Origin of the sequence: Enterobacter cloacae complex sp. SHL020, from assembly GCF_049236945.1 — a bacterium.
Taxonomy (GTDB): Bacteria; Pseudomonadota; Gammaproteobacteria; order Enterobacterales; family Enterobacteriaceae; genus Enterobacter; species Enterobacter dykesii.
In genome coordinates, this window is sequence record NZ_JBMKJF010000006.1 from 18,855 (window position 1) to 44,733 (window position 25,879).

General features: G+C 58.6%; 20 protein-coding genes. 8 read left to right on the forward strand and 12 right to left on the reverse strand.

From position 1 onward, the window contains the following. Nucleotides 1-8 precede the first annotated feature (8 nt). From tagF to ACOTZB_RS15325, 6 genes are read right to left on the reverse strand one after another with little or no spacing between them, the layout of a single operon-like run. The gene (tagF, locus tag ACOTZB_RS15300; RefSeq protein ID WP_337279659.1) at nucleotides 9-725 is read right to left on the reverse strand and encodes a type VI secretion system-associated protein TagF; all 717 of its coding nucleotides are present in this window, start codon (nucleotides 723-725) and stop codon (nucleotides 9-11) included. 16 nt (nucleotides 726-741) lie between these two features. Further along, nucleotides 742-4,362 (reverse strand): type VI secretion system membrane subunit TssM, encoded by a 3,621-nt coding sequence (gene tssM, locus ACOTZB_RS15305; RefSeq protein ID WP_421627669.1) that lies wholly within the window; start codon nucleotides 4,360-4,362, stop codon nucleotides 742-744. A gap of 2 nt (nucleotides 4,363-4,364) precedes the next feature. Then, the gene (locus tag ACOTZB_RS15310; RefSeq protein ID WP_421627670.1) at nucleotides 4,365-5,603 is read right to left on the reverse strand and encodes a DotU family type VI secretion system protein; all 1,239 of its coding nucleotides are present in this window, start codon (nucleotides 5,601-5,603) and stop codon (nucleotides 4,365-4,367) included. A gap of 17 nt (nucleotides 5,604-5,620) precedes the next feature. Next, a complete protein-coding gene (gene tssK / locus ACOTZB_RS15315; protein ID WP_024909829.1) occupies nucleotides 5,621-6,964 on the reverse strand; it encodes a type VI secretion system baseplate subunit TssK in 1,344 nt (447 codons plus the stop codon). Between the two features lie 28 nt (nucleotides 6,965-6,992). After that, the gene (gene tssJ, locus ACOTZB_RS15320; protein WP_047652274.1) at nucleotides 6,993-7,496 is read right to left on the reverse strand and encodes a type VI secretion system lipoprotein TssJ; all 504 of its coding nucleotides are present in this window, start codon (nucleotides 7,494-7,496) and stop codon (nucleotides 6,993-6,995) included. A gap of 23 nt (nucleotides 7,497-7,519) precedes the next feature. After that, nucleotides 7,520-8,014, reverse strand: coding sequence for a hypothetical protein (locus ACOTZB_RS15325; protein WP_032658425.1), 495 nt, complete (start codon nucleotides 8,012-8,014; stop codon nucleotides 7,520-7,522). Between the two features lie 1,001 nt (nucleotides 8,015-9,015). Between ACOTZB_RS15325 and ACOTZB_RS15330 the strand changes: the two genes are divergently transcribed. Together ACOTZB_RS15330 and ACOTZB_RS15335 are read left to right on the forward strand one after the other, a co-directional pair. Further along, on the forward strand, nucleotides 9,016-11,304 hold the full coding sequence (locus tag ACOTZB_RS15330) for an FdhF/YdeP family oxidoreductase (protein ID WP_421627671.1): 2,289 nt from the start codon (nucleotides 9,016-9,018) through the stop codon (nucleotides 11,302-11,304). 22 nt (nucleotides 11,305-11,326) lie between these two features. Next, complete coding sequence (locus ACOTZB_RS15335; protein WP_421627827.1) at nucleotides 11,327-12,223, forward strand: LysR family transcriptional regulator; 897 nt, start codon at nucleotides 11,327-11,329, stop codon at nucleotides 12,221-12,223. On the opposite strand, the gene ACOTZB_RS15340 is transcribed toward ACOTZB_RS15335, so the two are convergent. Further along, a complete protein-coding gene (locus tag ACOTZB_RS15340; protein ID WP_421627672.1) occupies nucleotides 12,202-12,960 on the reverse strand; it encodes a phosphate/phosphite/phosphonate ABC transporter substrate-binding protein in 759 nt (252 codons plus the stop codon). The genes ACOTZB_RS15335 and ACOTZB_RS15340 overlap by 22 nt on opposite strands. Then, entirely contained in the window at nucleotides 12,953-13,924 is a 972-nt protein-coding gene (locus ACOTZB_RS15345) for a fatty acid desaturase (protein WP_421627673.1), read from the reverse strand. The genes ACOTZB_RS15340 and ACOTZB_RS15345 overlap by 8 nt, the downstream gene beginning before the upstream one ends. A 149-nt stretch (nucleotides 13,925-14,073) precedes the next feature. Here ACOTZB_RS15345 and ACOTZB_RS15350 point away from each other — a divergent pair, with 149 nt between their 5' ends. Together ACOTZB_RS15350 and gap are read left to right on the forward strand one after the other, a co-directional pair. After that, nucleotides 14,074-15,054 (forward strand): GlxA family transcriptional regulator, encoded by a 981-nt coding sequence (locus tag ACOTZB_RS15350; RefSeq protein ID WP_421627675.1) that lies wholly within the window; start codon nucleotides 14,074-14,076, stop codon nucleotides 15,052-15,054. Nucleotides 15,055-15,132: 78 nt separating this feature from the next. Continuing rightward, nucleotides 15,133-16,143, forward strand: a complete 1,011-nt coding sequence (gene gap / locus ACOTZB_RS15355; protein ID WP_047173199.1) for a type I glyceraldehyde-3-phosphate dehydrogenase — start codon at nucleotides 15,133-15,135, stop codon at nucleotides 16,141-16,143. Nucleotides 16,144-16,190: 47 nt separating this feature from the next. Here gap and ACOTZB_RS15360 read toward each other — a convergent pair whose 3' ends face one another. Further along, complete coding sequence (locus ACOTZB_RS15360; protein WP_421627677.1) at nucleotides 16,191-17,378, reverse strand: MFS transporter; 1,188 nt, start codon at nucleotides 17,376-17,378, stop codon at nucleotides 16,191-16,193. Between the two features lie 115 nt (nucleotides 17,379-17,493). Between ACOTZB_RS15360 and ACOTZB_RS15365 the strand changes: the two genes are divergently transcribed. After that, entirely contained in the window at nucleotides 17,494-18,450 is a 957-nt protein-coding gene (locus tag ACOTZB_RS15365) for an AraC family transcriptional regulator (protein ID WP_421627679.1), read from the forward strand. 102 nt (nucleotides 18,451-18,552) lie between these two features. Continuing rightward, on the forward strand, nucleotides 18,553-20,238 hold the full coding sequence (locus tag ACOTZB_RS15370; protein ID WP_421627680.1) for an alpha,alpha-trehalase: 1,686 nt from the start codon (nucleotides 18,553-18,555) through the stop codon (nucleotides 20,236-20,238). 497 nt (nucleotides 20,239-20,735) lie between these two features. On the opposite strand, the gene ACOTZB_RS15375 is transcribed toward ACOTZB_RS15370, so the two are convergent. Further along, nucleotides 20,736-22,838: a TonB-dependent siderophore receptor gene (locus tag ACOTZB_RS15375; RefSeq protein WP_421627682.1), complete on the reverse strand. Its 2,103-nt coding sequence runs from the start codon at nucleotides 22,836-22,838 to the stop codon at nucleotides 20,736-20,738. Nucleotides 22,839-22,951: 113 nt separating this feature from the next. Continuing rightward, the gene (locus ACOTZB_RS15380; protein ID WP_008502662.1) at nucleotides 22,952-23,206 is read right to left on the reverse strand and encodes a GlsB/YeaQ/YmgE family stress response membrane protein; all 255 of its coding nucleotides are present in this window, start codon (nucleotides 23,204-23,206) and stop codon (nucleotides 22,952-22,954) included. A gap of 208 nt (nucleotides 23,207-23,414) precedes the next feature. On the opposite strand from ACOTZB_RS15380, the gene ycgR reads away from it, so the two are divergent. Further along, nucleotides 23,415-24,146, forward strand: coding sequence for a flagellar brake protein YcgR (gene ycgR, locus ACOTZB_RS15385; RefSeq protein WP_023312174.1), 732 nt, complete (start codon nucleotides 23,415-23,417; stop codon nucleotides 24,144-24,146). Between the two features lie 37 nt (nucleotides 24,147-24,183). Here ycgR and emtA read toward each other — a convergent pair whose 3' ends face one another. Continuing rightward, nucleotides 24,184-24,795, reverse strand: a complete 612-nt coding sequence (gene emtA, locus ACOTZB_RS15390; protein WP_047652285.1) for a membrane-bound lytic murein transglycosylase EmtA — start codon at nucleotides 24,793-24,795, stop codon at nucleotides 24,184-24,186. Nucleotides 24,796-24,902: 107 nt separating this feature from the next. On the opposite strand from emtA, the gene ldcA reads away from it, so the two are divergent. Next, nucleotides 24,903-25,817 carry a muramoyltetrapeptide carboxypeptidase gene (ldcA, locus tag ACOTZB_RS15395; protein WP_421627684.1) on the forward strand — a complete coding sequence of 305 codons (915 nt, stop codon included), beginning with the start codon at nucleotides 24,903-24,905 and terminating at the stop codon, nucleotides 25,815-25,817. Nucleotides 25,818-25,879 lie beyond the last annotated feature (62 nt).

Below are 25,879 nucleotides of genomic sequence, written 5' to 3' on the forward strand. Positions count from 1 at the left end.
ATCCCTGCTTATTCAAACATGGGCGGATAGAGACCGTGACGCCCCGGACGGGCGCCCCCTGCCGGGTCGAACAGCAGGGTGAAAAGCTGCCCGGTAAAGTTACCGCTGTGCACGTGGGTGTACAGCGGGTAGCCGTCGCAGCGGTTGGTCCACCAGTAGCTGGTCTGGCGCAGCGGATCAAAACACTCGGCCGCCTGAGGCCAGCCCAGCGTGCTCTGGCCGTCCTCGTCATAGCCAATCACATCAAGGATGTCGGAACGCTTTTGCGGCTCGACGGGCTGCGGCGCCGGAATGGTCATCAGCATCTCATCCAACTGCGAGGCGGAAAAACTGTTGCGCACCGCGTGCAGCCCCAGGCGCCCAATCTGCTGGTACCAGCTTTCGGCCTGGCTGAGCAGGCTGGTCGACCACTCTGACGGGGCGAAGCTCAGCTGAAGGCAAACCGGGTACTGTCGGCCAACGCTGTCGCGGCCGGGCAGCAGACAGCCCATCTGGATCATCTGGCTGCCAAGCATAGGCGGTACCACAAAATTCCAGACTGGCGCTTTGTGAAACTGGCGCTCGCCGCTGCGCTGCTCTTCCTGCTGCCAGGCCAGCAGACCGGCCTGGAACCAGTGTGACCACTGGCGCTGTAAAGTGTCAGGAAAGCGACGCTGCAAAAAATCTCCGGCGCTGGGTAATTTGCCATACCAGCTGTAGCGGTTCATCGCAGGGGTATTCGTCATACGGCTGTCCTTGCGGTTATGGGCATGAGAAACGGGGAAGCTGGAACGGGTTACGAATGCTGTTTGGCGCAAACTCCAGCGTGACCTGATGTCCGTCGACGTTGAAGGTGGCCTGACGGCTCAGGCTACCCGCACCCGGGCTGGTGCTCGCTTTATCAAAGAAGCGGTTGAGCGCCCAGGCGCCGTTGGTGACCAGCGTCGCCGTGCTGCCGTTAGCCAGCCCCAGCTGCATGCGTACCTGGTTGGTGCCGCCCGGCCCCGGCCAGTTCATGATCTGCACGGCCTGCGGACCGTGGCTGTAGCGCAGCAGCTGGCCGTCAACGTCCAGCGTCAGGTTCAGAATGGTGTTATCCATTCGCACGGTGCGAACCGTCACCTTGAAGGACGGCGTCGTGGCGCCATTAGCAAAGAAGGCGTCGCGAATCGACTGGGCCTGCTGGAACGGTCTCAGCAGCCCTTCGCTTCCCGGCAGCGTTTTCCCGTCGATGCCCGGCATAAAGCGCCAGTTTGCCTGCGTGGTATCCACTTTATTGGTCAGATTGTCGCGGAAGAAAGCGTCCATCAGCCCGGTTCCCGGCGCAAACATGCGCGCGAGATCGTCAGGCGTAAGCTCGGTGCTGGCGCTGCGCACCAGCGGGTAACGGCCGGCGATTGCCTGACGGCAGAATCCTCCCACCTCAACGTTAATCCGCTTCCGCACGTTTTCGAGGTCGCGGCGCTGGGTATCGCTGCTGGCGCCCACCGCCATATTGCTGAACATGGTTTGCAGCCCGCCCGGCAGGCGACCAGCGCTGGCCTGCAGGCGGCTGATCGCCTCGCCGCCCGGTGCGGGCATGCCGCTGTTGGCGGCATCCTGGACGGCAGTCAGGTAGCGATAGAGCTCATCCACCTGCTTGAGAAAATCATCAAACACGATGGTCTTCCCGCCCTTCTCCAGCGGCTGCGCCAGCTCAATCATCGGCGCGTAGTGGTCGGTGACCAGCTGCTCTGGCGCCAGGGTGACCACGGCGGCCTGGGTCGGCGCTGCGTCGTTGTTGCTGAACAGGGCTTCCAGCGTGCGGGTGGCGCGGTTGCTCTGATCCTGCGCTTTGCCCGCATCTTCCGGCGCTGGCGCGTTGCGCGACAGCGTCAGGACCTGGCTCAGGTTCTGCACCAGACGGCGCAGCGGCGAGTTTGCGCCGGAGAGCAGGCGCGCGGTGTTGATGCGCTGGGAGAGATCGGCGCTGTTATTGAGCTGAATGTCGGCGAGGAAGCGATCCCAGTTAGCGATAAAGTCGCGCATGTAGAGCTGGCGCACGGCGTTATCGATCTGCTGTTTATCCTCCTGCGCCGTCGCGGCCCCCAGCACCCAGGCGTCGTCCTCGTGCAGGGCGGTGGTTACGCTGTCAATCTGGCCGTTAAAGCTTTTCCAGTAACCGTCCGGCGTATACAGACCCGGTACGCCTTCGCTTACCGGCTTGCCGCTTTTGCGTGAAAACACCAGCTCGCTCTGCGGTCCGCCCAGGTCGGAAAGGGAGACCGGCTTCAGGTTCTCATCATGTTCCAGCAGGCGTTTGAGGCGGCCATAGACGCGCGTGGAGAGCGGCTGCTGGCCGATCATCGCTCTTTCGCGGGCCACCAGAGATTCCTCCTGCGCGTACGGCGAGGCCTGAATTTTCGGTTCCAGCAGCTGCGTCAGGTGCCATTCAAGCTGCTGTAGTTGCGCCTTCGTGACGTTCTGCGGCAGATTTCGCTGCAGGTTGAGCATCACCCACGAATGCAGGAATTTGCCGTCGTAGTGCTTCGGCTGATACAGCATCTGATAGGCTTTCAGAGCTTCATAGCTGTATTCCACATCGCTGCCGTTGTCGTTGCGAAGCCAGGTGGTGATGTGCATGGCGACGGCAGGCAAAAGCATCTGATCCAGCGCTTTCTGGTACAGCGACTGCGAGGCGTCGCTGACGTCATCTCCGCGGTAGAGCCCCATACGGCGGGATACGGGCGGATCGTTCACATCAAACGCGTCGCTTTTCGGCAGGTCCACCAGACCGTTCAGCAGCGGCAGCAGATCGAACAGGTCACGCTGGGTCTGGTTTTGCAACGCCTTACTCTGCTGGTCCAGCAGCGGCACCTTAGCATCCACCTCTTCCAGATAGGCCTTGTTTTTGGCATAGCTGGTCAGCCACAAACCGCCGAGGATGACCAGCAGGGCCAGCAGCGCCGCGTAGCCGGACCAGATCACCGCCCGGTTGCGCAGCTCCCACCAGCGGTTTTCGCCCGCGATCCCGGCTTCCTGGAAGATGACGTTTTGCAGGAGGTTCTTAATGAAGAAACTCTGGCCTTTTGCCCCCGGGATCGGCGCTTCTTTGCTGACCGAATCCCAGTTATCCGCCTCTCCCCCTTCCGGTAGCGACAGCGCGCGGTTCAGTTCACCCATCACTCGGTCAAACGGCATGCCTTCCTGCGTTCCGCTGGCGAAGTAGATCCCGCGCGGAGAGAACTCGGTTTCGAAGTTGGAGCGGGCGAAGACCGTGCTCAGGTAATCCGCCAGCAGCGGACGCAGCGCGGCGAACTCCTGCGGGAAGAGATACGCTTCGGCGCGGGTTTTCGCGTCGTGCTCTTTCAGCATGGTTTCCGGCAGCCCGGCATCGAGGCGCTGCTGCAGCAGGGAAAACTCCTGCTGGAAGTTGCCCATCAGGTCGTAATCGGCGTGTTTGGTTTGTTCCCACGGCAGCGTAAAGCCCCAGATCTGGTCGCGCTGCGCTTTGTCGTAGTCGGCAAACCAGGCGCGGAAGCCTTTAAGCAGGTCGGCCTTGGTCACCATCACGTAGACCGGGAAGCGAATACCCAGCTGTTCATGCAGCTCGGACAGACGCTGGCGCAGGTTCACCGCCTGCTGGCGGGACGCCTCGGCGGACTGGGTGAGCAGGTCAGAAATGCTGATAGTGATGATGACGCCGTTAATCGGCTGGCGGCGGCGATACTTACGCAGCAGGTTGATGAACTCCAGCCATTCGCCGGCGTCCTGCACCTGCTCGCTCTCCTGGGTGGTATAGCGGCCCGCCGTGTCCAGCAGCACCGCTTCATTGGTGAACCACCAGTCGCAGTTACGCGTGCCGCCAATGCCCCGCAGCGCGGTCTTACCGAAGCGATCGGCCAGCGGGAACTGTAGCCCGGAGTTGACCAGCGCCGTGGTTTTACCGGATCCCGGCGCGCCGATAATGACGTACCACGGCAGCTGATAGAGATATTGCGTGCTAAAGCGCTGCGTCCACTGGGCGCCCTGGCCCGCCTTGCTGAAGTGCGCTTTTTTCAGCATCTGCGCGGCTTCATCAAAGCGGCTGGCGAGGATCTGCTCCTCGTTGTTCAGTCGCTTCTGCGGATCGGCGGCTTCCGGGCTGGCGGTGTTCTCTTTGAGCTTGTCCATCAGCTTGCGGTTCAGCCAGGCGTTGTACAGGCGCGGCAGAATGTGGCCCTGTGCCCAAAGCAGATAGACCACGGCAATACTGATAATACGGTTCTGTTCAGACTCAAGCGGTCGGGTGTCCACGATGGACAACAGGGGACCAATCATCCAGATCACCGCCGCAAGCGCCGTTACGCCGAGGAAGCTCCACAGAATGCGGTTGGTCAAAATGGAAAGAAGTGTAGTCAGCATCCTTAGTTTCCTTGCGGCAATCCGTTCAGCTCAGCCTGAGTGTTTTCAGGCGACACCAGCAGAGTAATTTCCACACGGCGGTTACGGGCGCGATTTTCAGGCGTCGTGTTCGGCGCCACCGGGTTAATCTCGCCCCGCCCTTCCGCTTTCACGCGGCCAGGCTGAGAGAGGCTTCCCTGCAGCATTTTCTGTACCGAGCGAGCGCGTTCCAGAGAGAGTTCATAGTTCGAGGCAAAGCGTGCGCTGCGGATCGGCACGTTGTCGCTGTAGCCCACCACCAGAATTTTGCCGCTGACGTTATTCATCGCCTGCGCAATGCGGTTGATGACCGGTTCATAGCGGTCACGCACGACGGTAGAGGCAGAAGCAAACAGCCCGTCGCCCTTCAGGATAACGACGCTGCGATCCGCTTCGTCCTTCACCGCGACCAGGCCAGCCTCGATTTCAGGCTTCAGGAAGCCGCGCAGGTTAAGCGCCGCCGGAAGCTGACGGGCCGGCTGCTGAATAGTGGTTTCCGGCAGCTGGGACTGGTAAATCTTCGCCAGCACCGGGTTGGTGTTATCGCCAAGGCGCCAGTTAAGCACGATATAAAACAGACAGGCGATAAACCCGGCCAGCGCCACGCAGGCCCACAGGGGAACCATCGGCCGCCAGAGCTTGCGCAGTACCGGACGATCTTCCGGATGGGGAGAAAGCGGCGGCGGATAGCTGCCGCGCACGCCGCGGATCATCTGCCACAGCCGCTGCTTGATGGTTTCAAGCTGCGTGCGGCCATTATCCAGCACCCGATAGCGTCCTTCGAAGCCCAGCAGCAGGCAGTAGTTGATCATCTCCAGCAGCAGGATATGCTCGCGCGGGTTCTGCGACAGGCGCGCCAGCAGCTGGAAGAACTTCTCGCCGCCCCAGGTTTCGTTGTGGAACGTCACCAGCAGACCGTTGCTTGACCAGACGCCGCTGCTGCCCCAGGGGGTAAGCGCGGCAGCCTCATCGAGCGCCGTACACAGGCAATAACGCGCCCCGACGATCACTTCGTAGGGCAGCCCCGCCTGCTGGCAGCGGACTTCGAAACGGCGAATTTCATCGATCAGGCGCTGGCGTAGCGCCACCTGATCGTCATGGGAGACCGAATGACGGATCTGCGGAATCGCATTGAGCAGCGGATTGGCGGCCGCCACCAGCTGATTGTTGCTACTGGCCCCGGTAAACGCGGCATCGCTGCCGGTGTCCTGTCGTTCCTGCATATTAAGCGCTCGCTTTATTATTCTGTCGGGCTACGGATGGCCCAAAACTCCATATCCAGCCCCGGGAACTCCCCTGCAAGGTGCAGGGCGAATGCGCCGGACTTATCCATCTCGTGCCACAGCTCGCTGCCCTTCTCCAGTTCAAAGTAGCTGTAGCCGGCATGCCACGGGATCTGCGGCGGCGCGACCGGCATGGCGCGCAGCATAATGCCCGGCAGCTGAAGCTGAACCAGATCGCGGATTTTCGAGACCGGCGCGACCTTCATCTGCGCCGGGAAATGGGTTTGCAGGTGTTCGCCCGGCACGTTGGCTTTTACCGCCAGCACGAAGCCGAACTCGCGCACCATGCTGGTTTCAGGCACTGTAGCGATGTTCAGGCCGTGAGAGCGTTCGTTAAGCGGCAGCTGAATCGCGTGGTCTTCCATCACCAGCGACAGTCCCTGACGCAGCATCAGCATCAGCTTGCTGAAGCAGTTAGCCAGATCGTCATGATCGTAAATCGGCAGCACGCTTTCGGCGGTACGCTGGGACGTCCAGGTGGCGAGCTCGGTCGCAAACGGCAGCCAGCTGCGCCAGAGCGTTTCCGGATGCAGCAGCGGGAGGGTTTTTAAATGAGAAACCTCGCCCAGATGACGGTTAACCAGCGACAGCAGCGTGAACTCAATCAGTTCGGAGGTGTTAAAGCGGCCAGGCTGGCGCAGACGACCGCCAATTTGCTGGCTGCGCTGGACCAGCAGACCGTGCAGATCGTTGATCATGCTGTAGATCTGCGGGCTGTTGTTGGCGTTGAGCATCGGCGGGATGTAGCTGTTATCGAGCCGCACGTGGTTGTCGTTACGTTTCTCCGTCACAAACGCCACGCCGATGGCGGTCCATTCTGCCGTGAGGTCTTTTTCCAGCATCAGGGTCAGACGCAGACGGCCAAACTGGACGGTGGCATCCCCCACCGACATGGCGTTGTCGTCTTCCACCTCTTGCTCGAAAGCGATGAAGCGCGCCAGCGAGGCCGGCTCTTCGCTAAAAATCACCTCTTCTCTCTCGCCACGACGAACCGGCAGCGCGAGCACCACCTTTTCGTTGGTGAGATTGTCAGGAATTTTCAGCGGTGCAGGACCGTTGCGCCCGTTACGCACCTGGAAAAAGGTGCCGTCCGGCAGCAGGCCACTGCAGTAGCTCAGGGCAATGCATCCCTGACGCAGCATCGCTTCATCCAGTTCAACGTCAAGAAAGCCCCAGAGATACGACCGCTGCAGCGCGCCCCATTCACGAACATGGTTGAGCAGATAGCTTTCAGTCCGCTGAAAATGGTGTGGACGCAGGAACATGCCTTCGGTCCAGACGACCTTTTCTGCTTTCGTCATGATGATGTGTTTCCTGTGTTGAAGCGCGTTACTGGCTGATGACCCGAATGCCGTTCACGTCGAGAAAAACGTTGGCCTGAAGTTCATCTGCGGACCATTTCCAGAACTGGTAGATATGATTTTCGCCAGGCACGGGCAGAGGGAGTGAAACGCGCCATTTTTTGCCATCCAGCACCTGATACTCCGCCATCACTCCGATGTAGCGGGCCTCCGGAGAGCTTTGTCCGCTGAGGGTTTTGGACAGCTGTCCCGGCATCAGGAAGAACACGTCGCTGTTCAGCAGATTCGCGCCAAGCGTGGCTGACGCGTTATTCTGCAGGGAGTAGAAGTCGCTGGACATGAAATCCGCATCGGATTTCAGCAATAACACCCGGACCTTAAGCGGCGCAGATTCATTGATTTGTGGATGAGCCTGAAACTGCAGATTGTAGCGGGAGGGGTCGCTGTGTGAAGACGACGTACAGCCACTGACCAGGGCGAAAATCACCGCGTAAAAGAATAACCACAGCTTATGAAAATTTTTATTATTCATAAAAATGCGCTCATGCAAGCCGTTTAGTTCAGGATCCAGGTACCGTTAGCGCTGTCTTTGCAGGCTTTGCTGTTGCCGTCGACGTCGACACAGGTCGCTTTTTTACGCGCCTTCGGACGAATAGCCTGTTTACGCACGGCGGCGTCGTACAGGTCGGCCTTGATCACGGCGCGCATCGGGACGTAACCAATCAGCTGATCGTTACCTTCATCGGCAAGCGCCATCCAGTAGTGTTCAACCTGCCCCAGCACCACGTAGGTTTTTCCGGTCTCGAGATTACGGATAACTTTGCCGCCGAAGTCAGGACGGCTCATCAGGGAGGCCGGATACATGGCGCGATACGGTTCGTTGACCGGGTTGAACTCCGCCGGCGGCGTGACAGCGTGACGGTGGGTTAAAGTTACGCCGTTGACCTGGCTGGTCTCGATCGTATCGTCGTTGATCACAGGTTTCTGCGGCGCTTTACAGCCCGCCACCGCCATTACAAACAGAAGTGAAAACAGTACGCGCATTTTCATATGCTTTTCCGTAGCGATATTTCGATGATGAAGATAAGGGAGTGAAGTTTGACTTTAGTGCTATTGTTAAAATAGCCAGGATATTTTCGGGGCGTTACTATTTTAAGGGCATAGCTACCGCACGAGCCCTTCAGAATAAGGCCCAGTGTCTTCCTGACATATTTTGACAAACGGTAAACAAGTTTACATGAGCTTCGCCTCAATTCAATATTTACCGCTACGTAACTGTTGGTAAATGAAGCAGTCGGAAAATTATAGGATTAATCCTATGAAAAAAGCCGATACGACCTACACGCTGTTATTTCCCCACCACATCACCACTCATGTTATTGTATTATAATTAAAAATAACAAAAGAGAACCACTTTCATTAACGCAGTACTGCTATTATCGCCACTACCATAATTAGTAGAATTCGCGTATTGGTGAGGTCAGTAGAATATATGAACGATGAATTATTTGTTGCACTAACAGGGTATCTTTAATATTGAATGCACCCGACAACGTGAATGTGGCTATTTCACTTATGTTGCACGACGTTAATTTTACGCCTCAAAATAACTTTATATTTCGCGTTGTGATAATTACCCTGTCAGGCATAAATTATATCCTTTAATCATTAAGCCTGAGTTAACCTTCATGACCTTATCGCAGCCGAAAATGCTCGCGATAGCCCGCCAGCTGTGAATGTTTTTTATTGCCACCGCCAACAGGCTTCATTCGAAATTTTATTGTTGCTACATCCTCCCCTGCTCATCCCATCTATCTTGCCTACCGGGTGATAGATAAGATTTATTATTAAAATGATAAAAAATCGTTATAATTTCTTTAAATATTTAAGCATTAAATCCGATAAACCACTGTAATAAAAAGAATTTAAGATAAGGCATTTTTCAGCACCGCATGCGCGTAGCCATCCGGTCGTCATTGCTTTCGCTTATTGTCTTGTACAGCGCTTTTACGGGTTCAGACGTTGTGTGACCGAAGAAATCAGGAGTGGGTATGAATAAGAAAAGACGCTCGGTGCCGGGTATCAGACACTATGACGGTCCGGCCGGAGGCTGGGGCGCGTTAAAAGCGACGGCAATCGCGGTACGTACCCAAATGGATACCCTTGATGCTCCCGCCACGCTGCTGCGCACCAACCAGCCTGACGGTTTTGACTGCCCGGGCTGCGCGTGGCCGGATAAAGAACACAAATCGACGTTCCAGTTCTGCGAGAACGGCGCCAAAGCGGTGACCTGGGAAGCCACCAGCAAACGCGTTACCCCCGCGTTTCTGGCTGAGAACAGCGTCTCCTCGCTGCTGGCAAAATCGGACTTTGAACTGGAAGGCTACGGTCGACTGACGCATCCCCTGCGCTACGACCGGGCAAGCGATACCTTCCGGCCCGTCGACTGGGAAGAGGCGTTTCAACGCATCGGCGAAGTATTGCGCGGGCTCGAACCGGACCAGGTCGAGTTCTATACCTCCGGACGCGCCTCTAACGAAGCGGCGTATCTGTTCCAGCTGTTCGCCCGCGAATACGGCACCAATAACTTCCCCGACTGCTCGAATATGTGTCACGAGGCCACCAGCGTCGGTTTGCCGCGTTCGATTGGCATCGGGAAAGGCACCGTCTCGCTGGACGACTTCGATAAGACCGAGCTGGTGATCTCCATCGGCCACAATCCCGGCACCAACCATCCGCGAATGATGGGTACTCTCCATGAGCTGGCCCGTCGCAACGTGCCGATTATCGTCTTTAACCCGCTGCGCGAGCGCGCCCTCGAACGCTTCGCCGACCCGCAAAGCGTGATTGAAATGGCGACCTACGGCTCAACGGATATCGCCTCGACCTATTTCCAGGTGAAGGCCGGGGGCGATGCCGCCGCGCTGAAAGGCATTGCCAAACATCTGCTGGAAATGGAGGCCGAACGCGGTGACGTGCTCGACCATGCGTTTATTGCCGAACACACCCAGGGCATTGAGGACTTCGCCGCCGATATCGCGCAAACCCGCTGGGACGAGATCGAGCGCGAGTCTGGGCTGAGCCAGGCGGCGCTCAAAAAGGTAGCCGACGCCTATGCGAAATCAAATGCCACCATCATTACCTACGGAATGGGCATTACCCAGCACAATAAAGGTACGGCAAACGTCCGCCTGATCGCCGACCTGCTGCTGCTGCGCGGGAATATCGGCAAGCCCGGCGCGGGAATCTGCCCCCTGCGTGGCCACTCTAACGTTCAGGGGAACCGCACCGTCGGGATTAGCGAGAAACCCACGCCGACCTTCCTGAACCGTCTGAAGGACGTTTTCGGCTTTGAGCCGCCGTCTCACCACGGACACGATGCGGTGCAGGCCACGCAGGCGATGATCGACGGCCACGCGAAGGCGCTCATCTGCCTTGGGGGTAATTTTGCCGTCGCGATGCCCGATCACGAGCGGGGTTTTCCGGCGATGGGTAACCTGGATTTGAGCGTTCACGTCGGGACCAAGCTGAACCGTACCCATCTGCTGGTGGGCAAAGAGACCTTTATTTTCCCGTGTCTTGGCCGTACCGAGCTGGATGTTCAGGCCACCGGCCGCCAGTCCATTACCGTCGAAGACTCCATGTCGATGGTGCATGCCTCGTCCGGCAAGCTGAAGCCCGCCTCACAGTTACTCCTCTCGGAACCGGCTATCGTCGCCGGCATGGCGAAAGCCACGCTGCCGGAAACCCGCGTGGACTGGCTGACGCTGGTTGAGGATTACGATCGGATCCGCGATCTGATCGAGCAGACCATTCCGGGCTTTGAGAACTACAACGCGCGGATCCGCGTTCCCGGCGGCTTCCGCATGCCGCTGCCGCCAACGCAGCGCATCTGGCCAACGGCGACGGGAAAAGCGATGTTCTCGGTGTTCGACGGCGTTCACGAGAACGCCAGCGGCGAAGGTGAGCATGTTATGCGGCTAATCACGCTGCGCAGCCACGACCAGTACAACACCACCATTTACGCCCTTGACGACCGCTACCGTGGCGTATTTGGCCGCCGCGACGTGTTGTTCATGAACGAGGACGATATGGCGCAGTCAGGCCTGGAACACGGCGATCGTGTGGATATCGAAACCGCCCTCCCCGGCAGCGTCCAACGTCTGACGGACATTACCGTGGTGGCGTACAACATCGCGCCGGGCACCGTCGGCGCCTATTACCCTGAGGCCAACGTGCTGGTGCCGCTTGATTATCTGGATAAGGACAGCGGTACGCCGTCGTATAAATCCGTTCCGGTTCGCATCACCCTGCGCTCAAAAGAGATCCGCATGCTGTAAGGCTGCTCGCGCAGAGAGAATGATGGATATTAAACAGTTAAAATATTTAATCGCGCTCGACGAGACCCGCCACTTTGGTAAAGCGGCCTCGCAGTGCAACGTCACCCAGCCGACCCTCTCCATGCGTATCCGCAGCCTGGAAGAGGAGCTGGGGCTGGTGCTGATTGTGCGCGGGCAGCGCTTTGAAGGGTTTACGCCGGAGGGGGAACGCATCCTCGCGTGGGCCCGCGCCCTGCTGGCCGCGCACGACGGGCTACAGGCGGAAGCCGCACTGTGCAAAGGCCTGGTGGTGGGCGAACTCCGTCTGGGGATGGTGCCGCTGGCGAGCGTGGATCCGATGATCTTCATTCGCCTGCTGACGCAAAAATACCCGGAGCTGACCTACAGCCTCTATTCCATGTCCTCCGCGCAGATTGCCGACGGCGTCAGCCGTAATCAGCTTGAGCTGGGAATTTGCTACCTCAACAGCATCGACACCAGCCTGTTTGACGTTATCCAGCTGCCAAAAACGAAGATGGGCCTGCTGCACGACGTCCGCCATTTTCAGCTCGGCCAGGCAACGCTGACCTGGCACGACCTGACGGATTTTCCGCTGGGGTTCCTGACCAAAGGGATGCATTACCGGGCGCACATGGAGGCCAGCTTTAAATCTGCTGGCATCGAACCGACATCCGTTTTCGAGAGCGACTCGACGTTCCAGATCATTCAGGCGGTTCAGAGCGGCGTGTGCTGCGCCGTCATGCCGCTGAACAACGGGCTGGAAGCGCTGAACAGCAACTTCAGGATTGTCCCCATCGCTGATGCGAACATTGAGACTCCCGTCGGGCTGATTATGCGCAGGCAGAAGCCCGTCTCCTCACTGGCGCTGCGCTGTTTTACCGACGCGCAGGCGATTTATCACGCCAACAATGAGGCGTAGGCCTCGCGCGTCACCACGCTAAAACCGTCAATCAGCACCGCGTCGCGTACCTCCCGGTATTCCGGCGCATCCACCAGCTCGCGGAGCGCATCGCGAATGGCGTTAAGCGTTTCAGGGGAGGTGTTATGCGAGGTGATCAGCGGCAGCCCCGGCGTCAGCGGGGTGCGGTCAATGACCGCCAGCCCCGCAAGCCGTTCCGGCTCATGGCGCTGCAGCAGAGCCCAGGTCACGCAGTCGATGGCCGCGATATCCCCTGTACCGCGTTTCACATCAATCAGCGACTGGCGATGGCTGCCGCTGAAGGACGTTTGCGCGAAAAAGGGACTGCCGCTCGCCAGGGGAGCCACTATTTTTCGCAGCGCATTGTAGCCGGACTGAGAATCCGGAGAATTACAGACCGCCCGACGTCCGCGAAAATCCGCCAGCGTGAGGTGCCGATCCTCCTCGCGCACCGCCAGAAAGCTGCGGTACTGGATCCCTTCGCAGCCCGGTGCCGCGTAGTGAAAACAGCCGACCACCTGCACGTCCGGGAGCTGCGTGACCAGCGGATAACCGCAGGTCTGGCTGAGGACAAGCGCAGGCTGTCGCCAGTGGCTCAGCAGGTCAGACTCCGGCCAGCCGGGGTCGCGATCGACGGTCACAACGCGCGCAGCCAGCAGCCCCTTTACCGCCAGCCAGAGCGCGCGGGTATCGGCGCGATCCACGGCATACATGGGAAACGCCAGCAGGTTACTCATACCCTTCCCCCTGTTGTTTTGCGGGATGAACGGTGACGTCGACGGGTCTCACCCAGAACTGACGCAGCCATTCACCATAGCCTCTGACGAGAAAACCGTGGTTTCGCTCCCGGTACGCCTCCCGGTTTTGCTGGTAGATCGCCTTCAGCCCGTACCAGGGAACGCCCGGCAGATCGTGATGTACTGAATGGTAGTTGAGATTCAAAAACAGTACCCGCCAGAATAACCCGGCCTCGTTAATGACGGAGCGCGCCAGCGGATCGTCCGCCGCGCGATGTTCGAAAAACGATCGGACCTTGGTCAGCGCCAGCGCCGGATAGCTGACGGCCAGAACGAACCAGACGGGTGAAAAACCGACGTGCGTCATCCAGGAGAAGAGTGTCGCAAGCAGCGTGATGTGAACCAGCCACATCGTCATCGCCCGCAGATGAAGATGACGAAACGCCGTCGCGGCGCTGCCCAGCGTCTGCAGGATATCCAGCAGCGGCGCCAGCAGAAGCCGCCCGGCAAAGGTATTTCGGGCCCGGATCAGGCGCTTCTGCCAGGGGGAAAAGCGCGCCCAGCTCTCGTCGGTAAAATAGTACGACTCCGGGTCATCCACCGGATGGGTCAGGCTATGGTGCCGATGATGGGCGAGATGGGAGTCCCGGTACAGGCCATACGGATACCAGACCGCCAGCGGGAGCGTGCCGAACAGCTGGTTAAGCCAGGCAAAACGCGTGGGGTGCCCGTGGATCAGCTCATGCTGCAGGGACATGTACCAGGCGGTAAACCCGATGAGCATCAGCGTGGCGGGCAGCAGGCCGAGCGTATGCCAGAACGCCAGCGTGGCAAACCAGCCCGCATAAATCGTGATAATCAACAGCCACGTGGGCAGTTCGCTGCGCCATAAAAAACCCGATGCAAGGTGGCGGATTTGTTCGCGTTGTTGCGGATGTAAATAGAGGGAGCTTCGTTTACTCATTCCTTCAGACGCCGTTTCGCCAGAGATAATTCTCTGACGATCGGGGATAACGCCTGAAATAACAAAGAACTTAAATCGCATTGCTTTGCCAGAAAAGTGGAGCGCACGCGCTGCTTGACTTATTCTGTGATAAAGGTACTTTTCAGGACATGAAAAAGATCCTGATTATCGTTCCCGACGGCGGCATGCTGTTTGAAGCCGCCGGTATCGCCGACATTCTGATGCAGGCCAACCGGCTGCATCCGGAAGGGCTTTCCCACCCCCGCTACCGGATTATCATCGCCACCACGCAGCCTCACCAGGTGATCCACGGCCAGTCCGGCCTGAATCTGCTGGCGGACTATCGCCTGCCGGAGCTGGATCCGCGCGAACCGCTGGACACCATTATCATCACCGGACGCGGCATGAACGAGCAGGAGAGCACGGCGGTGGTGGACTGGCTGCATCTCGCTGCGCCGCATGCCCGGCGGGTAGCCTCTATCTGCGGCGGCGCGATGCTGCTGGCCCAGACCGGCCTGCTGGACGGTCGTCGCGCCACCACCCACTGGCGGCTGCTGGAGACGATGCAAGCCCAGTATCCGTCAATCCAGGTCGAAGGCGGCCCGCTGTACATTCAGGATGGCCCCATCTGGACCTCCGGCGGCGTGAGCTCCGGGTTCGATTTGACCCTGGCGCTGGTGGAGGACGACTACGGATTTACTCTCGCCCGCGACGTGGCGCAGGATATGGTGATGTATCTGCGCCGTCCCGGCGGCCAGCTGCAGTTCAGCCGTTACAGCCTGCAGCAGCCCGGTGCATCGGGCCCGATAAGCGAACTGCAAGCCTGGATTCTGCAAAACCTCACCGCCGACCTGTGCGTGGAAAATCTGGCCGAGAAAGCGGCAATGAGCCCGCGTAATTTCACCCGCGTGTTTACTCGCGACGCGGGAGTTTCTCCGGCCCGCTACGTGACCGAAGCGCGTCTGGCCGCGGCCCGCCAGCTGCTTGAGCAGACCCATGACTCCCTTGAGCGCGTTGCCGAGCAAAGCGGGTTTGGTACCAGCATTAACCTGCGCCGCATCTTTGAGAAACAGCTTCACCTCACGCCCGGCGAGTACCGCCAGCGCTTCCACTGCCGCAAGATGGCGTAATCTGATCCTTTTTTGTCGTTTACGCCAGCCGGCCCGACGCCTACAGTGGCTCCAGACAACAGAGATAAGGAGTGCACCATGGTTAAGGTCGGTATTAACGGTTTCGGCCGTATCGGACGTAATTTCCTGCGCGCGGCGCTGGGTAACCCGGATCTGCAGATTGTGGCCATTAACGATCTGACGGACAGTAAAACCCTCGCCCACCTGCTGAAGCATGATTCCCTTCTGGGCAAACTGCCCGCGCCCGTTGAAGCGGCTGACGGCGCGCTGCAGGTAGACGGGCAGCGGATCGTCGTATTTAGCGAACGCGATCCGGCGAATATCCCTTGGCGTGATGCCGGGGTAGACGTGGTGATTGAGGCCACCGGCTTCTTTACCGAGCGGGAAAAAGCGGCGGTGCATATCACCCACGGCGGCGCCAAGCGCGTCATCATTTCCGCCCCCGGGAAGAACGACGATCTGACGATTGTGATGGGGGTTAATCACGAGCAGTACGATCCCGCCCGACACGCGGTGGTGAGCAACGGGAGTTGCACCACAAACGGTCTGGCGCCGGCCGCTCAGGTGCTGCATCAGCAGTTCGGGATTGAGCATGGCCTGATGAACACCACGCATGCCTACACCAACAGCCAGGCGCTGCACGATCAGCCGGAGAAAGATCTGCGCGGCGCGCGCGCGGCGGCGCTGTCGATTGTGCCTTACTCCAGCGGCGCGGCAAAAGCGCTGGGGAAAGTGATCCCATCCCTTGACGGCAAACTGACCGGGTACTCCCTGCGCGTACCGGTGCCGGTGGTGTCGATTGTAGATTTAACGGTAACGCTGAGCCGTAACGTGACCGCCGAAGAGGTGAACGAAGCGTTCCGCAACGCGGCCGCCAGCGGGCCACTGAAAGGTATTCTGGGCTATAGCGATGAACCGCTGGTCTCCAGCGATTACCAGGGCGACCCACGCTCCTCGATTATCGACGGGCTTTCCACGCTGGTGATTGGCGGGAACATGGTGAAGATCCTGGCGTGGTACGACAACGAGTGGGGCTTCTCTAACCGTCTGGTTGATCTGGCGGTGTGGATGGATAAGAAAGGGCTGTAAGTCTTACCGTGATGCCGGGTGGCGCTTGCGCTCACCCGGCAAATAATTCACTCCGCCTTCACTTTTACTCCCATAAGCACAATCACCATCGCCGTTACCAGCAAAAGACCGCTGCCCGCGAATACGCCGCTGGCACCGTTGAGGTCAAATACCGCCCCGCCCCCGGCCGCACCGGCACTGATTGCCAGCTGAATTGAGGCCACCAGCAGCCCGCCTGCACTTTCGGCTTCATCCGGTACGGTGGTAGCAAGCCAGGTTGACCAGCCCACCGGAACCAGACCAAATGCAAAGCCCCACAGCGCGACCAGGAACCCGTCCAGCATCGCCAGATGACCAAACGCCACCATCGTGAGCGCGAGAACGCCCATCGCGAACGGCACCAGCGCCAGCGTCAGGCGCAGATTGCGTGCCAGCAGATGCCCGGCAACGGAGGTGCCGACAAAGTTGGCGAGCCCAAAGCCGAGCAGGATCAGCGAAATGGTTTCAACGCTCGCCTGCCCCACCGTTTCCAGGAACGGGCGCAGGTAGGTAAAGAAGGCGAAATGGCCGCTGAAGATCAGGATGGTCGCCAGCATGCCGCCGATCATCCCCGGACGACGCAGCACGCGGAACAGCGTACTCAGGCTGCCGCTGCTCTCCGGCTTCATGGACGGCAGCACCCAGAGCTGCCACAGCAGCGCCAGCATGCTCGGCAGAATGCAGAGCACAAAGACGTTGCGCCAGCCGATCAGGCTGCCCAGATAGCTGCCCAGCGGCGCCGCGACCACCGTGGCAATTGATACGCTGGAGAAGATCACCGCCAGCGCCTTCGGCACTTTATCCGCCGGAACCAGACGCATCGTTGTGGCCGTCGACATCGCCCAGAATCCCCCGATGGCTACTCCCAGCAGAAGGCGCCCCATGAGCAGGACGTGCAGGTTGGGCGCAAAGGCCACCAGCAGGCTGGAGATAATTTGCAGCACCGAGAAAAACATCAGCACCCAGCGGCGGTCGATACTTTTGGTCGCCGGCGTAATCAGCAACCCGGTGACCAGCGCCACCAGCGCGGTGGCGGTGACGGCCTGTCCGGCCATTCCCTCACTCACGCCCAGGCTCGCGGCCATCGGCGTTAACAGACTGGCGGGCAGAAATTCTGCCGTAATCAAACCAAACACCCCCAGCCCCAGTGAATAGACGGCCCGCCAGGCGGGTTTTGCAGGCGCTACCGCCTCGCTTGCCGCGACACATGAACTCATCTGTTGATCTCCCGTTATAAAAATGTGACTACTGTCGCAAAAGAATAGAAGGTTCACCCAGGACGATCTATGACATATAATCTCCACTTATTGATTATTCGTCCGGAGTTGCGCCATGACCGTCCAGTCACCCGATCTGATCAGCGAACTTTTACGCGGCATGCGCCTGTCAGGCGTGAAATACCGGCGGATTGAAGCCAGCGCGCCGTTTGGCGTCGCGTTTCATCAGGCGCCCGGCCGGGCGCAGTTTCATTTTGTGAGCCACGGTAGCGCTATGCTGCGCATGGAGAGCAGTGCAACGTTCGAACTGAGCGGTGGCGACGCCCTCTTTATTCCCGGCGGGAATTCTCATGCTTTGCTCTCTGACGAGCAGGCCACCATTACGCCCATCAACGCCTTCCCGAGCGAGCCTATCTGCAGCTCGGTGTGTGCTATCACCTGCGAGCCCTGCCCGGAAAGCGAGAACACCCTCATCTTTAGCGGGTGCATGGATTTTGAGCTGGGCGGGATGCAGCCGCTGATCAAGGCGATGCCGGAAGTGATGATGGTCAGCCGGCTGATGTCCACCTGGCCGGAAATTCATCCGCTGCTGGCGGCGATGGAGCGGGAATCCGCGGCGCGTCAGGCTGGGTATGCCGGGATCCTTGCGCGCCTTGCCGACGTGGTGGCGGCGTTAATCGTGCGCGGCTGGGTTGAAGGCGGGTGTGGTAAAGCCACCGGCTGGGTGCAGGTTCTGCGTGACCCGCGCCTGAGCCGGGCCATTTACGCCATGCACCAGCAGCCCGGCCTGAACTGGAGCGTGGCGGATCTGGCAAAAGAAGCGGGCACGTCCCGTTCCGTGTTCGCCGAACGGTTCCTGGCCGCGACGGGAACCACCCCGGCAAAATATCTCAGCGAGCTGAGGATGCGACTGGCCATCCAGTACATTCGCCACGAAAATCAGCCGATTGAAACCGTCGCGCTGCGGCTGGGATACGGCTCTCTGGCGGCCTTCAGCCGGGCATTCAAGCGCATCATCGGACATGCGCCGGGCACGCTGCGGGAAGCCAGCCAGACGCCGGAAGAGGTCTGACGGGCAAGCAATTATTAACGCGAAGCGGGCAATATTCGTCTAAGGTTTTCAGGTGATTGACAACAGCGGTCACGCTGTTTAGTGAAGACAGGAGACGAACTAATGATAAGACCTCGTACACTACGCCCCGCGTTTTTGCCCCTTGCGTTAGGCGGCGCGCTGCTCGGCGTAACGACATTCGGTTATGCCGACGATACCCCCGCAGCCCAGACAACCTCGCCCGATATTTTGCTGGGCCCGCTGTTTAACGATGTGCAAAGCGCCAAACTGTTTCCCGATCAGAAAACCTTCGCAGATGCCGTCCCCAAAAGCGACCCGCTGATGATTCTGGCGGATTACCGGATGCAGCACACGCAGTCCAGCTTTGACTTACGCCACTTTGTCGAGATGAACTTTACGCTCCCTGCGGAAGGGGAAAAATATGTTCCGCCTGCTGGACAAAGTTTACGTGAGCACATCGACGATCTCTGGCCCGTGCTGACGCGCACCACGGATAAAGCCAGCAACAAATGGGATTCCCTGCTGCCGTTACCCAAACCTTACGTTGTGCCCGGCGGACGTTTCCGCGAGGTCTACTACTGGGACAGCTATTTCACCATGCTGGGCCTGGCAGAGAGCAATCACTGGGACAAAATCAGCGACATGGTGGATAACTTTGCGTATGAGATTGATACCTTCGGCCACATTCCCAACGGCAACCGCAGCTATTACCTGAGCCGCTCCCAGCCGCCGTTTTTCTCAATGATGGTTGAACTGCTGGCGACCCACGACAGCGATGCGCTGAAGAAGTACCGCCCGCAGATGGAGAAAGAGTATGCCTACTGGATGGACGGCGTCGACGCCCTTCAGCCGGGGCAGGCTAACAAACGCGTGGTGAAGCTGGACGACGTCGCGATCCTCAACCGCTACTGGGACGACCGCGACACCCCGCGCCCGGAGTCCTGGCTTGACGACGTGAATACCGCCAAAAGTAACCCTAACCGGCCTGCGACCGAGATCTACCGTGATTTGCGTTCCGCTGCGGCCTCGGGCTGGGACTTTAGCTCCCGCTGGATGGACGATCCGCAAAAGCTCGGCACCATCCGAACCACCAGCATTGTCCCCGTGGACCTGAACGCCCTGATGTTCAAGATGGAAAAACTGCTGGCGCGGGCAAGCCAGGAGAGTGGCGACGCCGCCAGCGCAAGCAAATACGAGGCGCTGGCGACGGCGCGTCAGAAAGCCATCGAGAGCCACCTGTGGAATGATAAAGAGGGCTGGTACGCGGATTACGATCTGAAGAGCAAGAAGGTACGCAATCAGCTCACGGCGGCCGCCCTCTTCCCGCTTTACGTGAAGGCGGCGGCGCAGGACCGGGCCGATAAAGTCGCCGCGGCAACCTCGTCGCGCCTGTTGAAGCCGGGCGGTATTGCGACCACCACGGTCAATAGCGGCCAGCAGTGGGATGCGCCAAACGGCTGGGCCCCGCTGCAGTGGGTGGCGGCGGAAGGGTTGCAGAATTACGGGCAAGAGAAGGTCTCGATGGATGTGACCTGGCGCTTCCTGAAGAACGTTCAGCACACTTATGACCGGGAAAAGAAACTGGTCGAGAAGTATGACGTGTCGACAACCGGTACGGGCGGCGGCGGCGGCGAGTATCCGCTGCAGGACGGCTTCGGCTGGAGCAACGGCGTGGCGCTGAAAATGCTGGATCGGGTCTGTCCGAAAGCAAAACCGTGCGACAGCGTGCCGGAGAATCAGCCTGCGGCGAATGATGAGGCTGCGCCGGTGAAAGCTGCTGCACAGTGAGGGTATTGCCGGGTGTCGGCTACGCCTTACCCGGCCTGCGTGCTGGCTCTCTCCCTCCGGGAGAAGGTTAGCCAGTAAGTTTTGAGCAGAAGCAATAACGTTGTTTCAGAACGCCTGAACACTTTCAGCGATGCCATGGTCCGGCTGTAAATCGCTGAGGCATTTCCTTCCGGCCGGGGCGAGGCGCATGGATGCGCCGAGAGGGCGGGCTTTACAGGGATGTTACCTCCGCCCGTCCCCGATAAGCCGGAAGGAATACGCCGAGGGCACCGCGAAGCGGCGTTTTACCGCCGGGAGCCCGGGTTGCCAGGGTTGCCAGGGTGGCGGCGACTGAGCCACCCTGGCACGTTCACCGGTCACATCGTTACAGAGTAGCAAGGAACATAAAGTGAACGGAATGACCACCACAGCCGTATGTTCCCCCTCACCCCAGCCCTCTCCCTCAAGGGAGAGGGGGCAGTCCGATTGCGCATTTTTGACGGGGTTTCCCTGGTTCCTTAGAAACTATAACTCGCCCCTAACTGATACGTCCTGTCACGTCCAATCCAGCAGTTGGTCGCGTCGTAGCAGGTCAGCGTCTCTTTGTTGGTGATATTCTGCGCGCTGGCTTTGAGCGTTAACCCTGCCAGCGAGGGCAGGATTTCGCCCATCCGGTACGAGGCCGCCAGATCGTACTGCGTAGTGCCGCCCAGTTTTCCCGCATCGTTTGCCGGAGAGATTTCCATCGGCCCGGTGTAGCGTGCGCCCGCTCCCAGCATCAGTCCTTTCAGCGGCGTATTTTCAAAGGTGTAATCCCCCCAGAGGTTGAAGGCATTCTCCGGGACCTGCGTTGGACGTTTACCTTTGTACTTGTCATCTTCCCTGTTGATCGCGTGTGTGTACGCATAGTTGGCAATCAGCGTCAGGCTGTCCGTCGGACGGCTGATGGCGGACAGCTCTGCCCCTTTGGATTCCACTTCCCCGGTCTGACGATAGTTCAGGAAGCCCGGATCGGAGGTGACGACATTTTTCTGCCGGATGTTAAACACCGAGGCGGTAAAGGTGGTGGCGTAGTCGGCCAGCAGATATTTCACCCCGCCCTCCACCTGCTTGCTGGTGGTCGGTTTGACGTCTTTCGCCACGAGCGTGCCCTGCGGTGAGACCGGCGCAAAACCTTCTGAATAGCTGATAAACGGCGACAGACCGTTATCGAAGGCGTAAAGCGCGCCCAGGCGTTTGGTGACGCGATCCTGCGACACCCAGGCTTTATCACCGTTTTGCAGGTAGTTGGTAGTGACGGAGCGGTAATCGTCGTAGCGCAGGCTGCCCAGCAGGTTGAGGCCGCCAAATTCAACCTGATCCTGCAGGTAGTAACCGTTTTGCTGGTAGCTGAGACGGTTTTTCTGGGCGGTATAGAGCCCCAGCGCGCTTTCCTGGATCTGCGAATAGTCAGGATACCGCATATCGATACCCGGCGTGGCCGACGCGTAGCGATAGTGGAAATGGGAGTTCAGCTTCTGATAGTCAAACCCGGCCAGCAGATGGTGTTTCCACTCGCCCAGCGCAACGGTTTTGGTCACCTGGTTGTCGATGTTGAAGCTCTTAAGGTCTTCATCGGTGGTGTAGGCAAAGCGGTTGAGCTGATACACCTCGCTTCCCGTCCCTGTCGCGTAGACGCTGCGCTGGTGGGTATCGACGTCGAAATAGCGCGCCTTCTGGTTAAAGCCCCAGCCGCTCTCAAACTCATGTTCAAAGCTGTAGCCCAGCATCCACTGACGCTGCTTAAACCCGCTCCACTCATCTCCGGCGTAATCGCGCTTGCCCGCATATTTCGAGCGCAGGTAGGCGAGCGGCAGCGGGTTAGACGGCGTCAGGCTCGGGGTGTTTTGCGCCAGCGCGTCCAGGGTGAGGCGGGTTTTGCTGTCCGGCTGCCAGGTGACGGACGGAGCAACCAGGTAGTTTTCATACCGGGTGGTGTGCGGCTGATCGTCGTTTTCCGTGGCTTTGCCCAGCAGACGGTAGTTCCAGTCGCTGTCGGCAATCTGCCCGGTTGAATCGAGATAGCCCTCTTTCAGATTACGGTTTCCGGTATTAACGCCGATCTCCGTCCGCGCTTCCCGCTGCGGTTTTTTACTTTGAATATTCACCAGCCCACCCGGCGAACCGCCGCCGTAAAGGACCGATGAGGGGCCTTTCAGGATATCAACGCTGTCGATCAGCAGCGGATCGATGCGCGCTTTGGTATTGCCGGTGACGTTATAGGGCAGCTGCAGCCCGTTGTAGAACTCCTGGTCAACGGTAAAGCCACGAATTTTATATTCGCTCATGTAGGAGGTATTTCCCCGCACCTCGGTTGAGACGCCCGGGGCATAGCGCAGGATTTCATTCACCGAATTCGCGTGACGCTTTTCAATTTCCGGCGCAGAGAGGGTCGTGATGACCTGCGGCGTTTTACTTTCGGCAACGGCCGATTTGGTGGCGCTGTTCGTCCAGGCCGGCAGCGCGTTGCCCTGCTCTGAGCCCGTGACGACGATGGTGGATTCTTCGGCAAACGCCGGGACCTGCAATGCCAGCGTGACGGCCCCTGCCAGAGCGCAAAGCGTAAAACGTGAGGTATTCATAATGTCGTCTTGTTGTTAGATGAAATACGAAACGACAATTATTATCATTTAGATTAACAAATCAATACTCCGGCAAAAAAAACGGCCCTCCGCAGAGAGCCGTTTATGTCAATTTATGCTCGTCGCAGTAACCGGAAGATGCCCAGCACCACAATGGCACCCACGACAGCGACCAGAAAACTGTGCAGGTCGAAACCACTTATGTTGCCTCCAAAGCCAAACATCGTCGCCAGCCAGCCGCCCACAACCGCACCAACGACCCCGAGTACGCAGGTCAAAATAAAGCCGCCGCCATCGTTTCCCGGCATGATCAGTTTAGCGATAGCGCCAGCAATAAGACCAAAGATAATCCAGGCGATGATACCCATAGCGATGCCCTCTTGCAGGTTTAACGCGTGCGCAGAAAACCTTCTGCACAGCTAACTTAAGTATAGGTCATCGCCGGAAAACCATTTTCATCTCACCGACTTATCTTTGCTTAAACAGGCAAAAAAAACTCACCGGTTTGTATTAAGTTTCATTGCAGATTGCCGATAACGCTAAGACAGTCTGTCATCAATCAAGGAGCCATCCGGCGTGAGTCATTACAGTGAGCAGTTCCTCAAGCAAAATCCGCTGGCTGTATTAGGGGTATTACGCGACCTGCAAAAAGGTGAAGTGCCGCTGCGCATCAGCTGGTCGAATAATCAGTTCATCAGCAAGATCCTTGACGCCTCGCAGGATCGGCTGGTGATTGATTTAGGCAGTCAGGAGTATGAAAACCGCGCGGCGCTAAAAGCGGAGAATATCGCGGTGATGGCCGAAACGCAGGGCGCCAAAGTGGAATTTGTCCTGTCGCGGCTGGAACTGAGCGAATATCAGGGACTGCCGGCTTTTGTTACCCCGCTTCCGACCAATCTCTGGTTTGTTCAGCGTCGTGAATATTTCCGCATCAGCGCCCCGCTCCACCCCGCCTATTTTTGTAAGGCCAAAATGCCGGACAAAAAAGAGATCCGCTTCCGCCTCTTCGATCTGTCGCTCGGCGGCATGGGCGCGCTGATGGATACGCCGAAACCTGACGGGCTGGTAGAGGGCATGCGGTTTACGCAAATTGAACTGGATATGGGGGGCTGGGGTCGCTTTTATTTCGATGCACAGCTAATTGCGATTAGCGACCGCACCGTCGTGGACAGCAAAAATGAAACCATCACCACGCCGCGTCTGAGCTTCCGTTTCCTCAACGTCGGGCCCGGCGCTGAGCGTGAGCTTCAGCGTATTATCTACTCCCTGGAGCGAGAGGCGCGGGAACGCGCAAATAAGGTCCTGTGAAGAAATCGGGCAGCGTGACCGCCGCCCGTCTGCGGCATTACATGGCATCCATCGCTTTCTGTACTTTCCAGATATAACGAGGCGCCTGTGGTGCCGGGTGATTTTTCGCCACATGTTCAAAGAATTCGTCTTTGTCCATGTCGTTAATCTCTTCTATCGCCTCTTTGCGGTCAGAGGAGAAGGTTCTGAGCAACGCGCCGGCACCGTTAACGTAAGACACCACCAGCGCGTACTGCATCACCTCTGGATCCTTAATCCCCTTCAGCACGCCATGCTCCATAATGCTCAAATAGGCCGTGCCCATTGAAATGTTGCGTTCCGGGTTTTTCAGCTCGCTGGTCGACGGCTGGCCGCTCCAGCCCATGTAGCGGTAAACCTCTCTCCCCGCCGTTGACGCTTTAAGCTGCATCAGCCCCACCGCGTTGGATTTGCTGACAAGCGTCGGATTACCGCCGGACTCCACCGCGATGATCGCCGTGATGAGACGCGGGCTTACGCCCCAGGCCTTCCCGGCTTGCTCACTGATCGGCATCCACTGCATGGCCCGTTTCACCGGCACTTCCGGGTTCCAGGGCGGGTTTTGATAATCATGTTTGGTACTACAGCCAGCGAGCAACACAATCAAAAAAGCAAACCATCTCAATTTCACGTCATCTATCCTTATAGCCGGTCATCGCGGTGCGCCGCCTCTTGAAGCAGGCAGCGTATAAGCGGCATGATATAGACAATTAGTTTCTCATTCAGCAAGGAATTGCCATGTCTCAGTTTCATCTTATCGCGCCGTCGGGCTACTGCATTAACCAGGACGCGGCGCAGCGGGGCGTTCAGCGTTTGCTGGAATCTGGCCATCAGGTAGAAAATCAGACGATTATCCCCCGCCGCCAGCAGCGTTTTGCCGGCACCGAAGCGCAGAGGCTGAATGATATCAATAGTCTGGTGAACCTGACGGGCGAAAACCGGATTGTGCTTGCGGTGCGCGGCGGATATGGTGCGAGCCGGCTGCTGGAGAGCATTGACTGGCAGGGGCTGGCGCTGCGCCAGCAGCAGGATCCGCTGCTGATCTGCGGTCACAGCGATTTCACCGTCATCCAGCTTGGGCTGCTGGCCCTGCATAACGTCATTACCTTCAGCGGCCCGATGCTGGCCGGTAACTTCGGCGCCCCGGAGCTGGATGCGTTTACCGTGGAACATTTCTGGCGCGCGCTGCGCAATTCCACCTACAGCGTGGAGTGGCAAGGCAACGGACCGCACTGGGAATGTGAAGGCCAGCTCTGGGGCGGCAACCTGGCGATGCTGGTCTCGCTCATCGGCACGCCGTGGATGCCGCACATCGAGGACGGCATTCTGGTGCTGGAAGATATCAACGAACATCCGTTCCGCGTCGAGCGCATGCTGCTGCAGCTCTATCATGCCGGTATTCTTGAACGCCAGTCCGCGATTGTGCTTGGCAGCTTCAGCGGCTCTGCCCCGAATGACTATGACGCGGGTTACTCCCTTGAGACCATGATCGACTTCGTTCGCTCGCGGCTGGATATTCCGGTCATAACCGGTCTCGATTTTGGCCACGAGCAGCAAACCGTGACCCTGGCGCTGGGGGCGCACGCCACACTGATCCATAATGATTCCGGCAGCCGGCTGACCATCAGCGGTCATCCTGTCATAAAGGCATAAAAAAGCCGTTATACCCCCTTAATAAAACGCTGTTGCCGTTGTTAATATGTTAGGGTTTTAGT

Coding starts and splice junctions, on each gene's coding strand:
- tagF (WP_337279659.1), bottom strand. CDS start 725: ATGACGAATACCCCTGCGATGAACCGCTACAGCTGGTATGGCAAATTA.
- tssM (WP_421627669.1), bottom strand. CDS start 4,362: ATGCTGACTACACTTCTTTCCATTTTGACCAACCGCATTCTGTGGAGC.
- ACOTZB_RS15310 (WP_421627670.1), bottom strand. CDS start 5,603: ATGCAGGAACGACAGGACACCGGCAGCGATGCCGCGTTTACCGGGGCC.
- tssK (WP_024909829.1), bottom strand. CDS start 6,964: ATGACGAAAGCAGAAAAGGTCGTCTGGACCGAAGGCATGTTCCTGCGT.
- tssJ (WP_047652274.1), bottom strand. CDS start 7,496: ATGAATAATAAAAATTTTCATAAGCTGTGGTTATTCTTTTACGCGGTG.
- ACOTZB_RS15325 (WP_032658425.1), bottom strand. CDS start 8,014: ATGAAAATGCGCGTACTGTTTTCACTTCTGTTTGTAATGGCGGTGGCG.
- ACOTZB_RS15330 (WP_421627671.1), top strand. CDS start 9,016: ATGAATAAGAAAAGACGCTCGGTGCCGGGTATCAGACACTATGACGGT.
- ACOTZB_RS15335 (WP_421627827.1), top strand. CDS start 11,327: ATGGATATTAAACAGTTAAAATATTTAATCGCGCTCGACGAGACCCGC.
- ACOTZB_RS15340 (WP_421627672.1), bottom strand. CDS start 12,960: ATGAGTAACCTGCTGGCGTTTCCCATGTATGCCGTGGATCGCGCCGAT.
- ACOTZB_RS15345 (WP_421627673.1), bottom strand. CDS start 13,924: ATGAGTAAACGAAGCTCCCTCTATTTACATCCGCAACAACGCGAACAA.
- ACOTZB_RS15350 (WP_421627675.1), top strand. CDS start 14,074: ATGAAAAAGATCCTGATTATCGTTCCCGACGGCGGCATGCTGTTTGAA.
- gap (WP_047173199.1), top strand. CDS start 15,133: ATGGTTAAGGTCGGTATTAACGGTTTCGGCCGTATCGGACGTAATTTC.
- ACOTZB_RS15360 (WP_421627677.1), bottom strand. CDS start 17,378: ATGAGTTCATGTGTCGCGGCAAGCGAGGCGGTAGCGCCTGCAAAACCC.
- ACOTZB_RS15365 (WP_421627679.1), top strand. CDS start 17,494: ATGACCGTCCAGTCACCCGATCTGATCAGCGAACTTTTACGCGGCATG.
- ACOTZB_RS15370 (WP_421627680.1), top strand. CDS start 18,553: ATGATAAGACCTCGTACACTACGCCCCGCGTTTTTGCCCCTTGCGTTA.
- ACOTZB_RS15375 (WP_421627682.1), bottom strand. CDS start 22,838: ATGAATACCTCACGTTTTACGCTTTGCGCTCTGGCAGGGGCCGTCACG.
- ACOTZB_RS15380 (WP_008502662.1), bottom strand. CDS start 23,206: ATGGGTATCATCGCCTGGATTATCTTTGGTCTTATTGCTGGCGCTATC.
- ldcA (WP_421627684.1), top strand. CDS start 24,903: ATGTCTCAGTTTCATCTTATCGCGCCGTCGGGCTACTGCATTAACCAG.